We start from the raw sequence: 14,118 nt of genomic DNA, 5'->3' as shown, positions 1-14,118 counted from the left end.
GTAGTTTTTCATTTGCCTTGCCCCAAAAAAGCTACTGTGCCCGGCGCCCTCTTTCCAATTTGTTATTTTCGGCCGAGCAGTCGTTCAAGAACCATTGCCCAACGGCTGGATCGGGCCAAAAGTATTAGATCTTTTACTCCTTCGGTATTGTCCGCAGTCAATCAATCCGACCCGTAGTAAGACCTATCCACAGCAGCTATCCCCCAACTGAATTGGCGGACACGGTACAGTTGCGTAGGAACAAAAGACACAGCAATCGCCTTCTAACGGTTTCAAGACTGCCTTGCATGATTTGCATTCATAAAACCACTGGCACGAGTCAGTTGGCATTCTTTCGGTTTCAATGTGCCCACACTTTGGGCAGGTCAAAGTGCTATCGAGCATCACAGTTTGATTTGTCATTGTCTCACATCCGCATGATTAGATAGTCATTGATTTGAGCCTCATTGAACACGATGAACCATGCCAACGCGGTAGTCGCCGTGCTTCCGACAAGCCACCATTTCAGATTTGCCAACGTCCCGTTTAGATGCGCTAAGAACCACGAAACCGCGACCAGCGCTGTTGAGACGGCGAGAACATAGTAGCTTGCCGCCGCTATTTTTCCGAATACTGCCAACCAACTGCCGCCCAAGCCTAACAACATCATGGCCATTGGAAGAACACAGCATGTTGCGACGCCCAGAGCTGAAACCGATCCCAAGTAGCTGAGGTTCACGTATTTCTTCATCTTTTGCTCCCGAGATGCTCGATTTGATTGTGTTGAAGCACCGGTATTCAGAGCGTATAACTCCTGTAGTAACTACAGGATCAAGTGGAGGCACTTCACATGATTGCGATAGGTGAGGCTTCCCGGCAATCCGGGGTTGGCATAGAAACCATCCGCTACTACGAACGCGAAGGTATCGTACCAAGACCTGTGCGAGCTCTGAACAATCGTCGCCTCTATTCAGCAAGCGATGTGGGAAGACTTCGATTTTTGAAGAGGTGCCGCGACCTGGGATTTCCTCTCCCAGACGCAAAGGCGCTTTTAGAGCTGTCAGAAGGAAGTGCCGAAGACTGCTGGTCAGTGAAAGAATTGGCCGAGGCGCATATTGCCAGCGTTCGAAGCAAGATTGATGAGCTCAGACGTCTGGAGCTCGCCTTGAGTGAGCTTACCGCCAATTGTGATAGTGGTAACGTTCACTGCCCGATGCTGCAAAGACTGGGAACGATGGATGATATCTGACACTGGACGCTGGGCGGAAACTCAGGGTCTGAGATTTAGCCAGATCACCTCAGACCAAGGTCTGTGGTGCGGTAACAGATTGTAGTTCATAGTCGATTTCACGATGAGAGTGAAAGTAACTGACCTGACGATTGGCAATTGGTCGTTGTCGCGAGTCTTTCTTGCGGCAAGTATCTTCGTGATGGGTACTGCTACCGCAATCGTTGGGGTCTGGGTGTCTAATCGAATTCAGAACGCAGTCGTGCAAAACTCCGCCAACTCCGCAGCGCTGTATATGGAAAGCGTAGTTTCCCCGCTCAGCCAGGAATTGGCACATGGCGACCGCCTTTCTGAGCAGGCGGGCCTGGCGCTGGATGAGATATTCATGACCCAACCAATGCGTGACCGTATCGTTTCCTACAAATTCTGGAAGCAAGGCGGTGTGATTGCGCATGCCTCGGATACAGACATCATAGGAAACCGTTTCAAGCCAACGGATGATTTAAGGCGAGCGTGGAGCGGAGATATCTCCGGCTCTTTCGAAGAGCTTGATCATGCCGAGAGCGCCGCCGAGGCGGCATTGGGGATACCACTGCTTGAAGTTTACAGCCCCATCCGCGAACTCTGGTCCGGCGAAATCATCGCAGTTGCGGAGTTCTACGAAAGAGCTGACCAGCTTGAGTTAGACTTAGCCAAGGCTAGGCGAACAAGTTGGTTGGTCGTCGGCTCCGCATTTCTGGCAAGTACTATTGTTCTGTATTCCATTGTCGCAATTGGCGACAAAACAATTCGACGACAGGGGTCTCTTCTTAAACAGCGGTTGAAAGAAAGTGAGAAGATGGCTGAGCAGAATGCGCTGCTGCGGTCGCGTGTGGTCGAGGCGTCAGAAAGATATACCACGCAAACAGATCGGTTCCTCAAGAATCTTGGAGCTGAGCTACATGATGGCCCTGCGCAATACCTGTCGCTCGCCGCCCTTAGACTGGAGGCGGCGTTTTCCAAAGAGTCGGAAAGGCCTAAAGAGGCAGTGGAAATTCAGCAGTCTTTGCAAAAATCGCTGGCTGAAATTCGTGCAATTTCGCGAGGGCTGTCCGCGCCAGATATCGATAGCCTGTCACTCGTCGATGTTGTGAAGAGAGCCGTAGAGGATCACGCCGAACACAGCCCGTTGCGACCGGATATTTCATTCCTGGGCAGCCAGGCCCCAGAGTTGTCATTGTCCGACAAACTGTGCGTTTTTCGGTTCCTCCAGGAAACGCTTTCCAATGCCGCTAGATATGCTCCAGCTTCCAAGTGCACTGTTATCGCTGAGGCGCAGAACGACCGCATAGTTGTAAAGATCACAGACGACGGACCAGGATTTGACAGGTCAGAAGAAACCGCGTTGCGAGACGATGGTGGCCAGGGGCTTATGGGCTTGCGAGATCGGGTCGAGAGTATTGGTGGCAGGTTCGACGTCGCATCGAGACCGGGCGAAGGCACCACCATAGCTATGACACTATTTCCCAGAAAGTTAGGCACATCATGACTACATCTGTCGTAATAGCCGATGATCACCCGATATTCAGGGATGGTTTGCAACGCACGTTGGATGAAGCAGATGGCTTCGAAGTTTTAGCCGCTGGGTCCAGTGCTGAAGAGGCAGTATCGCTGGTCGGCACGCATCAGCCGGACATAGCTATTCTTGACCTCTCGATGCCCGGTGGCGGGATAAGCGCGACACGTAAAATCGCGGCATTGGCAAATCCACCCGTCATTGCAATCTTGACGGTCTCAGAGAACAGCGGCGATGTCGCGGACGCCTTGGAGGCGGGTGCGATTGGGTACATTGTGAAGGGAGTAACCGCAAGCGAACTAACCGCTTCTTTACGCAGCATCGCCGCAGGTGAAGGGTTCGTTTCTCCTGGCTTGGCCTCGCGGGTACTTCTTCAAATCAACGCTGACACCGGCATGTCTGTTAACGGCAGCATTCTAGATGACCTTACACATCGTGAGGAAGAAATACTGAGACGTGTGGCCAAAGGACTGAGTAATCGTGAAATCGCCGACGAGTTAGACCTTCAGGAAAAGACCGTGAAGCACTACATGACCGCAGTTCTGTCCAAGCTTCATGCGCGAAATCGGGTAGAGGCCGCGCTCATTGCACATGATGTTTGGAACAAGGGAGAATAGCTGCGGTCTCTTTGACGACGGTGGCGGCCCCTCACCAAAAAGAAGCCGCCAACGGATTATCGACTGGAATTGCAGCTCAGTTGGCGACCGACTGTAACCTCCGGCGATCAGAGGCCGTTGCGTTTCTTTCAACAACAGTCCGGTTGTAAGGGTCTTTCAACTCGTAACGCCCAAACTCGATCTCCTCTTTCCAACCATTGGCATAATTTACTTCGATATTGTTGCCTTGGCGTTCGATTTTCGTGGGTCGACTTCCAGCAGTGCCGCCTTGCCCAGATGAGCGTACATTGTCGATTGAGATACCATTCGCCAAGGACCGAAGCCTTGAAACATCAGCACCGGTCGCGGGGCGTTCCTCAACAGTCCGGTTCTGAGCATTCTTTCTCTCATACCGCCCGTTTTCGATCTCTTCCTTGGTTCCGTCCGAGTAACGCACCTCAATGCCGTTGGCGTTCGTTTCGACCTTTGTTATCCCAGCCGAACCCGACGATTTGCCCCCTGAATTAGACTTATCCTTCTTTCCGCTGCCCTTATTGGAGCGTTTGGAGTCATCATCGTCATTATCGTCATCGTCGTCGCGACCACTTTTTCCTGACCCCGAATTGTCGTCCCGGTCATCATCTCTGTCGTCGTCTCGATCATCGTCTCTATCGTCATCACGATCATCATCTCGGTCGCCACCACGGCCGCTATTACCCGACCCCGAGTTATCATCCCGATCGTCGTCGCGATCATCATCCCTGTCATCGTCACGATCATCATCCCGGTCATCGTCACGATCATCCCCGTCTTTCCCTTTGCCGCTTTTGGCAAAGGCATATGACGGTTCAAAATGTAGACGGCCATCTTCATCAAAGGTTGGTACATAAGGCGTCGCGGCAATCAACGAAGCCAACGCCGCGGTACTTAGAAGTTGACCCAGCTTTCTTTGAATTTTCACTTTCGCCTCCAATTTTGATCGACACGCTTCGTGACATTGGAGACAGGCTACTACCGGCCCGACTTTCCCACATCGGGCTTAGGTCTGACGAATTTCAAGCCGAACGTCTTAATCAGATCAGTCAAACCAATAGATTTTTTGCAGAACCAAATGAGCAGTTTAGTGGGGATTAACCCCGTCGCCTTTCAGCTCGTCATCAGGTTCGAGGTGAATGACAAAGACGGAACCCGGATACAAACGATCCAGTTCTTCCTCGATGTCATTGCATATATCATGCGCGGCACTGACTGGCATGGTGCCGTCCACAACAAGGTGAAACTCCACAAATATGACATTCGCGGATCTGCGCCCTTTGAGGTCGTGATACTCTAAGGCGGCGCCGAGGTTTGCTTCGATTGCATTAGAAACAGTCTGCAAGTCATGTTCCGACAGGCTCACATCCATCAGGCCATCGACGGATGCCCGAATAACTTTCCAGCCCTCCCACAAGATGTTCAGCGCAACAAGAATTGCCAGGATCGGGTCAAGGATCAACCAGCCGGTGACAAGCGCTAGTATCAGTCCAGCGACGACACCAACAGAAGTCATAACATCCGTAAAAATGTGGCGGGAGCTCGCTTCCAAGGCGGGCGATCCCTCGCGCCTACCTGTCCTAAGCAAGAGGTAGGCCCATGCACCGTTCACACCCGTTGCTACGATATTGACGGCAATTCCAAGCAGCGGCGCATCCTCAAGATGCGGGTTCGGGAGCGCCTGTACAGTTTCTCTGATGATCAAGAACGCAGCCAACACAATAAGTGCGCCCTCAACCACAGCTGAAAGATACTCAGCTTTTTTGTGACCAAAGGGGTGGTTTTGGTCAGGGGGCTTATTGGCAACCCGCACTGCGAAATACGCCAACAAAGCCGCGACCACATTCACAGTTGATTCCATTGCGTCTGACAACAAAGCCACCGAGCCTGTCAGCCACCAAGCCAACAGTTTCAGGGCCAGTACCGCAATGGATATCGGGATAGACCAAAGAGCGATTTTTTGTGTCATTTGGCCGCGACCCTCAGTCAATCATGAACAGAAACTCGGGTGATTGGTGAGCTCCGATGTTCAAAACGTAAAACAGGTGTTTGGCGAAAAGGGAATAGGTCTTACGGCATCCTATTGGCGACAGCATCTGGTCGCCGCTGCGTGACGCCAAACGACTGTTATTCGGATGAAAGCCCGGTCGACGAAACAGGAACAGCCTTGAGATAGGCTGCAATCGCCAAACGGTCCTCATCCGTCAGCCGTGAGGTGTTCTCGATGACGTCCACCATCTCACCACCCGCACTGTCATAGTCTGGTGTAAAGCCAGATTTTAAGTATTCGGCAATGTCTGCCTCTGACCAATCAAGCTGGTCTGAGGTTAAGCCGGGGATACGACCTTTCCCGTTTGGATTTGGTGCACCCGTCAGCCAAAGGTCTCGTTTCAGGCCCCCTAAACCATTTCGCGGGGTATGGCATTCAGCGCAATGACCCAGCGCCTCGACCAAATACCTGCCATGTTTTTGTTGGTCGGTCAGATCACCTTCGACCACCCAGCCTGATGACATGAACAAGAGCTTCCATCCCCCCAGTCCGCGCCGAACGCTGAAAGGAAAACCTACGTCATGTGCAACACTTTCGGTTGCGGCCGCTGGCAGCGAGCCGAGGAATGCGTGTAGCGAAACCACGTCTTCGGCCGACATGTTGGCGTAAGAGGTATAGGGAAACGCTGGGAAATAGTGCTGCCCTTCGGGTCCGGTTCCATGGATCAAGGCATTGGCCAGATCCAGGGCAGACCAGGATCCGATACCAGTTTCCGGGTCACTGGAAATGTTGGGGGCAATGAACGCGCCGAATTCCGTCTCAAACCGGCGACCACCAGCGAGCACGAGCTTGTCTTCACCGACCGCATCCGGCGCTGAATGACAGGATGCGCATCCCCCCGCGTGGAACACGATTTCACCGCTGGCAAGATCTGGGTTCAAACCGTCGAGTCGTGATTGTTCCATTCGTTGAGGTCGGGTCAGCACCAAACCGGCCAACCCGACCAACACAATGACGATTGCGACAAAGAAAAGAAAGCGCCGCACCGTCAGTGCCCAATCAGTTCTTTGGAGCTCTGTATGCTTTGTGACATGCCGAACAGCTTCCGCCCAGATCGCCCATCGCTGCTTTTAGGGCATCAACATCTTGACCTGCCGCAGCCTGCATCGCAACAGCGGCGTCTGCCATGGCCTGCCCTTTCGCACCAACGTCAGGGAAGTTCTCCCAGATCGCAGGCAATGCACGGGTGGTCGGATCGGACGCATTGTCAGATCCCTGGGGCCACATCGCGGATTGATCGATTTGTGTCAGTACAACAAGATTATTCGCGGCCCGAGTTGCGGCCTCGGCATCATAATCGACCTCTCCCTTAGCCATTCCGCCAAGTGTACCAAGATTGAAGGCATAGAGTTGCATGATTGAGGTACGAGCTTTCACAGCCGGATTTTCACTTTCATGGGCGATGGCTGTGCCAATGGCGGCCAATGATAAAAGACCTGCCGCGAATACTGAGAACTTCTTCTTCATGATGTGTCTCCCTGTTTAATGCTCCGAATGTTAGCTTGAACGATTTTTCTTGTAATTGTTTGTTATTGGTCGACACTTGTTAATTTATGAACAATGCAAACTGGGATGATATTCGGTACGCGCTCGCCGTAAGCAAATACGGCTCACTCAATGCAGCGGCAGCGGCACTGGGCGTCACGCATGCGACCGTGTTGCGAAGGGTAGCCGCATTCGAAGAGCGCAATAGCTGTGTGATTTTCCAGAAAAGCCCTTCGGGATACTCTGCCCTGCCCGAGGCCAGAGCAGTTCTGTCGGCTATGGAAAGCGTCGAAGATGCGGTGCTATCGGTCGAACGCGCGATTGTCGGTGCAAATCAGTCCCCTACGGGCCATGTGCGAATTACATCTACAGACAGTCTTTGCCAGATTGTTCTACCTTCAATACTAAATGAGATCGCACGGCTTTACCCCGGCCTGAAGCTGACTTTGCTAAGCGGGAATAGTCACCATGATTTGTCCCGGTTAAGCGCAGACATCGCCGTGCGCCCATCGATAAAGCTCGGGGAGGGTCTGATCGGACAGCGTGCCGGAACACTGTCTTTCGGAGTCTTTGACGACGGCTCCCCCAATCGCAAATGGTTGAGGCTAGATGGCGCGTTAAGCCGTTCACTTCCTGCCAAATGGTTAAAAGCGAATGTCAGTGCTGACCAAATGATCAGCGGGGCAGACAGTTTTTTGGTGCTTCAGCAGATGGCAGCCGCAGGAGTCGGCAAAACGTTTTTGCCTACTTTTTTTGGCGACGCGGATTCCAGACTTCGAAAGTCTCACGACATCACTCCAGAAATTCAGGTTCCGCTCTGGGTTGCGGCGCTGGACGAAATTGCGAACACACCAAGATTTGCAATCGTTCAACGAGTGTTGGTTGAACGCTTAGCCACTGTTCTTACTGGATGACGCTGATTTTTTTGAAATCAAATGCGAGCATTAGGATGGAGCTTCAAGCCGATACACGACGCAGACATTTCAAACCAAAGTCTTACTAACAAGCTGTTAGGACAATGACCTCTTGATGCAGTTTGCCGGTCACTACGATAACCGAATTTGCTATCGTCTAGTTTGCGCTGTGCGGACTTGAGGTAAGGAGTGCTTTCCGCCCTAAGGGACCTAAATGCGCCTTCGATAACTGCCGGCAAAGGTTACTCGACTTTAATCACTATGACGCTTTCCTATGACACCCCCCCCACCCGCTTTTTGTGCCGAAGCCGTCCCTAGTGCTGACCCGAAGCCAACAAAACTACATTTGATAGTGCGGCACGCACTAGAGAAGAGCGGATTGCCACGTCTGAAGAAAAAGATTGCCAAACTTGGAGGCAGATCAAACAACAAGGTCAACTACGCTTGGCCCAAGTTTTTTAGAATTGGACAGTCTGGGCGGTGATCGCCAGCGCATTCTTCGATCAGATGAGACAGTGTTTCATGCATCGCCTTCAGATCGGAAATCTTATCGTCGATCTCTTTCAGATTCTGTTTTGCAATTTCTTTCACGTCCGCGCTTGCGCGTTCTTTGTCCTCGTAAAGCGCCAGTAGCGAACGACAATCCTCAATGGTAAAGCCCAATGAGCGGGCCCGCCCGATGAAGGCCAGCTTGTGCAGTTCCTTTTCGTCGAAATGGCGATACCCATTGAGGCTCCGCTTGGGTTTGATGAACCCGATATCCTCGTAATAGCGGATGGTTTTGGCAGGCAGACCCGAACGTTCTGCTACATCTCCGATATTCACAGCGGTTCTCCTATACTATCCAGCATGCACTGAACGCAGCGTTTGCTCGGTGTTTTGCGAGATCTGTTCTCGCCCAACTTTGATCGGCATAACCCAGCGCAACCGCAGCGCATTGGTCAGGACAAATACACTGGAGAGAGCCATGGCACCTGCGGCCAAAACCGGCGACAGCAGCGGGCCGCCAAACGGATAAAGCACCCCTGCCGCAACCGGTATGAGCAGTGTGTTGTAGCCGAACGCCCAGAACAGGTTTTGGCGGATGTTACGCATGGTGCGCTGACTAATATCGAAGGCATTGACCACGCCCGTCAGGTCGCCTGACATCAGAACGACGTCAGCCGCTTCGATGGCAATGTCAGTGCCTGTCCCGATCGCAATTCCTACGTCAGCTGCCGCCAAAGCAGGCGCATCATTGATGCCATCACCCACAAAGGCCAGTTTTCCGCCATTTGAACGCAAATCCTGTAACGCGGATACTTTACCCTCGGGCAGAACTTCAGCCACGACATGATCGATGCCAAGCTGCGCTGCAATGGATTTGGCAGCAGCGGCATTGTCACCGGTGATCATCGCTACTTTCAGGCCCAGCCCGTGCAGAGCTTCGATTGCGTCCGGCGTGGTGGTTTTGATTGGGTCCGCCACAGCGATTACGGCCGCGATAGCCCCGTCTACGGCAGCATAAAGTGGAGTCTTTCCGTTGATTGCGAGTTCAGCGCCCCGATCAGACAACGCGCCCATTTCAACCCCTTCGCGACTCATCAGGCGGTCGGCCCCGATCAGGATATTATGGCCTTCGACTGAGGCGCTTACCCCGTAACCGGTGATCGACGTGAAGTCTTCTGGCTTGGAAAGCTCCAGACCACGGGTTTCTGCCGCGCGCACGATGGCTGTGGCGATTGGATGTTCGGATGTGACCTCAACGGCAGCAACAAGGTGCAGAACCTCGTCTTCGGTCATTCCTTCGGCCACAATCAGGTCGGTCAGCTCCGGACGCCCTTCGGTCAGGGTGCCCGTCTTGTCCACCGCAACAACGGTGGTTTCCTGCAGCATTTGCAAGGCATCGCCCTTTCGGAACAGGACGCCCATCTCGGCAGCGCGGCCAGTGCCGACCATGATGGAAGTAGGTGTGGCCAACCCCATGGCGCAGGGGCAAGCAATGATCAGTACCGCAACCCCGGCCACCAACGCCAGGCTAAGCGCGGGATCGGGTCCGAACAACATCCATACCAGCACTGTCACAACGGCCACTGCGATCACTACCGGCACAAACCACAGCGTGATGCGGTCGACCAGGCCTTGAATCGGAAGCTTGGCACCCTGTGCTTGTTCGACCATCTGAATGATCTGGGCCAACATAGTGTCTGCGCCGATCTTTTCAGCACGGTACGTCAATGCACCCGCGCCATTTACGGTCCCCCCGACCACAGTTGCGCCCTCGGTTTTTTCGACGGGAACCGGCTCTCCGGTGATCATGCTTTCATCGACATATGACGTGCCGGTCATTACGGCACCATCCACCGCGATTTTCTCGCCCGGTCGAACGTGCACAATATCACCTACAACAATCTGCTCAATCGGTAGCTCGACAACCGATCCGTCGCGCTCAATTCGCGCTGTTTTTGCCTGCAGACCGACCAGTTTTCGGATCGCTTCACCAGTTCGACCCTTGGCGCGCGCCTCGAGGAATCGCCCAAGCAATATAAGAACCACGATCACCGCTGCGGCCTCGTAGTAGACATTTGCGGTTCCGACCGGAAGAACACCCGGCGCAAAGGTCGAGATAAGCGAGAACCCATAGGCCGCCGAAGTGCCCAGAGCCACCAGAGAATTCATGTCCGGCGCGCCTCTGACCAAGGAAGGGAATCCCTTGGTGTAGAACTGCAAGCCTGGCCCAAAAAGAACGATCGTGGTCAGAAGGAATTGCAGGTAATAGCTGTTCTGGATGCCGATGGTGCTCGCTATCAGGTGGTGCATGCCCGGAATAACATGCGAGCCCATTTCGAGAATGAATACCGGCAAAGCGAGCAAAGCGGCGAAGCTTGTTCGCCGCGCCAGATGGCTGATCTCTGCCGCTTTGCGGTCTTGTGGTTCGGTCTGCGTTGCGGATCGCAGGCTCGCCGGATAGCCGGCAGATGCCGCAAGCGCCGCGATTGCTTCGGGTGTTGTGACTCCCTCAGCAAAACGCACAGTTGCACTTTCAGTGGCCAGATTGACCGACGAGGACAAGACGCCGCCATCGGCTTCCAGGGCTCGTTCAACGCGCCCTACACAGGATGCGCAGGACATGTTCTGAATATCCAGCGTGACCTCTGCGGTCCGCGCCGGATATCCGGCGCGGTTTAACGCATCAGCAATGGCCGCTTTATCGGCTGGATCGCGGAAATCGACCTGAACGCTTTCACTGGCGAGATTAACCGAAGCGGCATCTACCCCTGGCACATCTTTCAATGCGCGCTCGACGCGCCCAACGCAGGAAGCACAGCTCATACCCTGAACCTGGAACCGCGCATGTGAATTTTCAGTCATATTGCCACCACGTATGTTCTGCTGACGGGCAACATAAGGGTTCCAGCAAGTGGAAGGTCAAGGGATGAGGCTGACTTTCTTTCTCATCATTCATGACGACGCTAAGTATCCCGGATATGAGCTGCGGGCACCGCAAGTCAGCTATAGACAAAGCCATTGACACAGTAAGTTCCTCCGCACAGTTGGACTTTGACATGAAAAACCGCAGGGTACGTGTCTTAAGCACCAATCAACTTGATCATATCCTTGCAGCTCAGAGTCCGAGGGATACGAAGCCACTTTCGCAACAGAAGTTTAGGAGCGCAAATGCTGTCGTCCCTTAGTTCTATCTTGCGTCTCTGACTGCCTCGATTAGCCGGGTCATTTCATCTTCGGCGATCAGACCCGGGGCAAGCGCATCTCCAATCACAAACGAAGGGGTGCCACTGAAGCCAAGCTGCCGGGCCATATCCATGGACACCTGAATATGCGCGTCGACTTCCGGCGCCTCCATGTCTGCGCGCAATTGATCCTCGTCCAGGCCAAGTTCCCGAACAACTTTCAGGACACTGGCCTCAGTGGCACGACCGTTCAGAGCCATAAGCGCCCAATGAAATTCTTCATATTTTCCCTGATTACGTGAGGCAAGCGCGGCGCGTGCCGCGAAGTCGGAACCTTCTCCGAGTATGGGCCATTCTCGGTAAACAACTCGGACATCGGAATCGCCTGCGATTACGTTTTTCACGACCGGGGCCGCGCGTTTGCAATATGGGCAGTTATAGTCAAAAAACTCGACTACGGTTACATCACCTTCCGGGTTTCCGATGACAGGCGCATTCGGATTCTGTTCCAGCAATTCACGCTGATTTTCCAAGACGTTTCCAATGGCTTCGGCTTTTGCCTGATCTTCGCGCTGTTGAAGCAATTGAATCGCCTGCATGATGATTTCGGGGTTTTCCATTATGGCTTCCAGAGCCAGCCGTTTTACATCGGAGTCAGACAATTCGTCAGCACTCGCCATAGCAGCACCAATCGACATAGTGATGGCAATTAAGCCTGCAAAAAATCGTTTCACGTCAGTTTCCTTCCGATTGTTCTGCCTCGGTGCGCTGCTCTTGCAGCTTGCGTTCCCGATCCGGCCAACTCTCCTTGATGAAGGCGAGGATGTCCCAGATTTCCTGATCCGACAGAGTGTACTCGAAACCTGGCATACCGCTTTTGACGTCAGTGACACCCATCTGCTTCAAAGTTTGGTACCCGCCAAGTTTTGTATAATCGAACAACAGCTTGTCGCCGTGATGCCAGGTGTGCCCTGTTCGGTCATGCGGGGGAGCTCGCAAGACGCCATCTGGATCAGGTGTCTGCCAATCTGGTTGACCCTCCAAATCTGCCCCGTGGCATGACGCGCAGTTTTCGGCGTACAAAACTGCACCACGTGCCGAATCCGCTGATGCACCGTTTTGTGCGCGACCGCTCAGGCCCCAGCCAGCGACCGCGACAATGATCACCACAGCAGCTAGTGACACCCATTTCGCCGCGCTCTTGTTCATGACGCCACGCTCAGCCAGGTCTTCATTCCAGCGGCCTGATGCGACAGCATGTGGCAATGAAACAGCCAGTCCCCCGGGTTATCCGCAACGAACGCAATCTCCCGCGTTTCCATCCGGTCAACCAGTATTGTATCTCGCAGCGGTCCCAGGCTCCCGTTCGGCAGAACTTCCTGAAAGTGCGTCCCGTGCAAGTGCATGGCATGCGCAAAGACAGTGTCGTTCTGCATCTGAATACGGACTATGTCGCCACGCGAAACAGAAGCGAGCGGGTCTTCGGGTAACCCTGCGACTCCGTTGAATGTCCAGATCTGTCCTTCCTGAACCAACTGATTAGCGCTCATGACTTGGCCGTTGTAAGTACCTTGACGCAGTCCGCCCATCGCCCCGCCTTCCATCACCAATGGAACCTTTAAGGCGTCAGAAACATCTTCAAGAAAAGAAACAGGGTTGGGTGGCAGAGCTTCAATCTCACCGCGGCTGGCAGATGTACCGCTTCCCGAAACCGGGATCTCAGCGATAACAAATGATTCATCGCGTTCGTGAAGAGTTATTTGAACGGCTTCGTTCGATTCCGCTGTGACGTCGACGATCAAGTCTGCTCGCTGTGCAGGTCCGAAAACAAGTGTTTCGAAATCTTCTGGCTGCCTTGCAGGCATGCCATCATAAGCGACCAGTTTCCCGTTTGCGCCACCTACTGACACATACATGATCCGATCAGTTGCCACGTTGACCATTCGAATTCGCAATCGCTGGTTCGTCAAAACTTCGGTCATTGGCGATATGCGCGCGTGAACGTAGTTTCCCATCCGACCTGCATGGGTCCAATCATGCATTGCACCAAAATCATCTACTATTTGAGCGTCCTTACCCAACCGCCAATCATCCAGAAGGATCGTGATGTCATGGTCCGTGTCCGGCGGGTCCGTTTCGTCGACGATGAACGCGCCGTAAAGGCCCCTGGCCACTTGTTCCGTTGACTGGTTGTGAGAGTGATACCAGAAGGTCCCCGCGTCCTTCAGAGGCAAGTCATACTGAAATTTGCCGCCGGTTGGTACAGCCTCCTGCGTAAGGCCCGGCACCCCGTCCATATTGTTCGGAACCCGCAATCCGTGCCAATGGATTGCTGTAGGCTGAGGTAGCGAGTTCAGGAGTGCCCTGCGAACCGTTTCGCCTTGCCGGGCACGAATTTCAGGGCCCGGAACACCGCCATCATATCCCCATATCTCGGTCTCCGGATAGTTGTCGGGGGCAACACGCGCCAATCCTGAGCGCGCCTCGATTATTCGGGGGGCGGTAGCCGCCCTCCCGATAGTCGGCACCGCGAACAATGCCGACGTGCCCGCAACGAATTGCCTGCGATTGAGCTTCATTAGGACTTCCTTCCAAAGAATACTTGAT

15 protein-coding genes and 1 pseudogene are annotated in these 14,118 nt (G+C 53.6%); 5 read left to right on the top strand and 11 right to left on the bottom strand.

What is annotated here, in order from left to right; all coding sequences use genetic code 11:
- Positions 1–183 precede the first annotated feature (183 nt).
- A complete protein-coding gene (locus ACR0KC_RS02440; protein WP_480791103.1) occupies positions 184–384 on the bottom strand; it encodes a GDCCVxC domain-containing (seleno)protein in 201 nt (66 codons plus the stop codon).
- A gap of 22 nt (positions 385–406) precedes the next feature.
- Positions 407–730 carry a hypothetical protein gene (locus ACR0KC_RS02435; protein WP_480763711.1) on the bottom strand — a complete coding sequence of 108 codons (324 nt, stop codon included), beginning with the start codon at positions 728–730 and terminating at the stop codon, positions 407–409.
- Positions 731–829: 99 nt separating this feature from the next.
- Here ACR0KC_RS02435 and ACR0KC_RS02430 point away from each other — a divergent pair, with 99 nt between their 5' ends.
- From ACR0KC_RS02430 to ACR0KC_RS02420, 3 genes are all read left to right on the top strand, one after another.
- Entirely contained in the window at positions 830–1,228 is a 399-nt protein-coding gene (locus ACR0KC_RS02430; protein WP_170509942.1) for a MerR family transcriptional regulator, read from the top strand.
- Positions 1,229–1,592: 364 nt separating this feature from the next.
- A complete protein-coding gene (locus ACR0KC_RS02425) occupies positions 1,593–2,735 on the top strand; it encodes a sensor histidine kinase (RefSeq protein WP_480796336.1) in 1,143 nt (380 codons plus the stop codon).
- Positions 2,732–3,379 (top strand): response regulator, encoded by a 648-nt coding sequence (locus ACR0KC_RS02420; RefSeq protein ID WP_480763708.1) that lies wholly within the window; start codon positions 2,732–2,734, stop codon positions 3,377–3,379. The genes ACR0KC_RS02425 and ACR0KC_RS02420 overlap by 4 nt, the downstream gene beginning before the upstream one ends.
- A gap of 76 nt (positions 3,380–3,455) precedes the next feature.
- On the opposite strand, the gene ACR0KC_RS02415 is transcribed toward ACR0KC_RS02420, so the two are convergent.
- The 4 genes from ACR0KC_RS02415 to ACR0KC_RS02400 form a co-directional block, all read right to left on the bottom strand.
- The gene (locus tag ACR0KC_RS02415) at positions 3,456–4,319 is read right to left on the bottom strand and encodes a hypothetical protein (RefSeq protein ID WP_480763707.1); all 864 of its coding nucleotides are present in this window, start codon (positions 4,317–4,319) and stop codon (positions 3,456–3,458) included.
- A 159-nt stretch (positions 4,320–4,478) separates the two neighbouring features.
- Complete coding sequence (locus ACR0KC_RS02410) at positions 4,479–5,360, bottom strand: cation diffusion facilitator family transporter (RefSeq protein WP_480771438.1); 882 nt, start codon at positions 5,358–5,360, stop codon at positions 4,479–4,481.
- 158 nt (positions 5,361–5,518) lie between these two features.
- A complete protein-coding gene (locus ACR0KC_RS02405) occupies positions 5,519–6,427 on the bottom strand; it encodes a c-type cytochrome (RefSeq protein WP_480771437.1) in 909 nt (302 codons plus the stop codon).
- A gap of 13 nt (positions 6,428–6,440) precedes the next feature.
- Positions 6,441–6,908: a c-type cytochrome gene (locus ACR0KC_RS02400; protein WP_480771436.1), complete on the bottom strand. Its 468-nt coding sequence runs from the start codon at positions 6,906–6,908 to the stop codon at positions 6,441–6,443.
- A gap of 86 nt (positions 6,909–6,994) precedes the next feature.
- Between ACR0KC_RS02400 and ACR0KC_RS02395 the strand changes: the two are divergent.
- Positions 6,995–7,162 (top strand): annotated as a pseudogene (locus ACR0KC_RS02395) (helix-turn-helix domain-containing protein); the annotation flags it as partial.
- Between the two features lie 42 nt (positions 7,163–7,204).
- On the top strand, positions 7,205–7,840 hold the full coding sequence (locus tag ACR0KC_RS02390) for a LysR substrate-binding domain-containing protein (protein WP_480771684.1): 636 nt from the start codon (positions 7,205–7,207) through the stop codon (positions 7,838–7,840).
- Positions 7,841–8,278: 438 nt separating this feature from the next.
- Here the strand turns inward: ACR0KC_RS02390 and cueR are convergent, their stop codons facing one another.
- From cueR to ACR0KC_RS02365, 5 genes are all read right to left on the bottom strand, one after another.
- A complete protein-coding gene (gene cueR, locus ACR0KC_RS02385) occupies positions 8,279–8,665 on the bottom strand; it encodes a Cu(I)-responsive transcriptional regulator (protein ID WP_170392471.1) in 387 nt (128 codons plus the stop codon).
- 15 nt (positions 8,666–8,680) lie between these two features.
- A complete protein-coding gene (locus tag ACR0KC_RS02380; RefSeq protein ID WP_480771435.1) occupies positions 8,681–11,191 on the bottom strand; it encodes a heavy metal translocating P-type ATPase in 2,511 nt (836 codons plus the stop codon).
- Positions 11,192–11,516: 325 nt separating this feature from the next.
- Positions 11,517–12,245, bottom strand: coding sequence for a DsbA family protein (locus ACR0KC_RS02375; RefSeq protein ID WP_480771434.1), 729 nt, complete (start codon positions 12,243–12,245; stop codon positions 11,517–11,519).
- Position 12,246: 1 nt separating this feature from the next.
- Positions 12,247–12,720 carry a c-type cytochrome gene (locus ACR0KC_RS02370; RefSeq protein WP_480771433.1) on the bottom strand — a complete coding sequence of 158 codons (474 nt, stop codon included), beginning with the start codon at positions 12,718–12,720 and terminating at the stop codon, positions 12,247–12,249.
- Positions 12,717–14,090, bottom strand: a complete 1,374-nt coding sequence (locus tag ACR0KC_RS02365) for a multicopper oxidase family protein (protein WP_480771432.1) — start codon at positions 14,088–14,090, stop codon at positions 12,717–12,719. Before ACR0KC_RS02365 ends, ACR0KC_RS02370 begins: the two co-directional genes overlap by 4 nt.
- Positions 14,091–14,118 lie beyond the last annotated feature (28 nt).

The organism is Ruegeria sp. CF3, assembly GCF_056537365.1.
This window is presented reverse-complemented; position numbering and strand designations above follow the sequence as displayed.

Coding starts and splice junctions, on each gene's coding strand:
- ACR0KC_RS02440 (WP_480791103.1), bottom strand. CDS start 384: ATGCTCGATAGCACTTTGACCTGCCCAAAGTGTGGGCACATTGAAACC.
- ACR0KC_RS02435 (WP_480763711.1), bottom strand. CDS start 730: ATGAAGAAATACGTGAACCTCAGCTACTTGGGATCGGTTTCAGCTCTG.
- ACR0KC_RS02430 (WP_170509942.1), top strand. CDS start 830: ATGATTGCGATAGGTGAGGCTTCCCGGCAATCCGGGGTTGGCATAGAA.
- ACR0KC_RS02425 (WP_480796336.1), top strand. CDS start 1,593: ATGACCCAACCAATGCGTGACCGTATCGTTTCCTACAAATTCTGGAAG.
- ACR0KC_RS02420 (WP_480763708.1), top strand. CDS start 2,732: ATGACTACATCTGTCGTAATAGCCGATGATCACCCGATATTCAGGGAT.
- ACR0KC_RS02410 (WP_480771438.1), bottom strand. CDS start 5,360: ATGACACAAAAAATCGCTCTTTGGTCTATCCCGATATCCATTGCGGTA.
- ACR0KC_RS02400 (WP_480771436.1), bottom strand. CDS start 6,908: ATGAAGAAGAAGTTCTCAGTATTCGCGGCAGGTCTTTTATCATTGGCC.
- ACR0KC_RS02390 (WP_480771684.1), top strand. CDS start 7,205: ATGGAAAGCGTCGAAGATGCGGTGCTATCGGTCGAACGCGCGATTGTC.
- ACR0KC_RS02380 (WP_480771435.1), bottom strand. CDS start 11,191: ATGACTGAAAATTCACATGCGCGGTTCCAGGTTCAGGGTATGAGCTGT.
- ACR0KC_RS02370 (WP_480771433.1), bottom strand. CDS start 12,720: ATGAACAAGAGCGCGGCGAAATGGGTGTCACTAGCTGCTGTGGTGATC.
- ACR0KC_RS02365 (WP_480771432.1), bottom strand. CDS start 14,090: ATGAAGCTCAATCGCAGGCAATTCGTTGCGGGCACGTCGGCATTGTTC.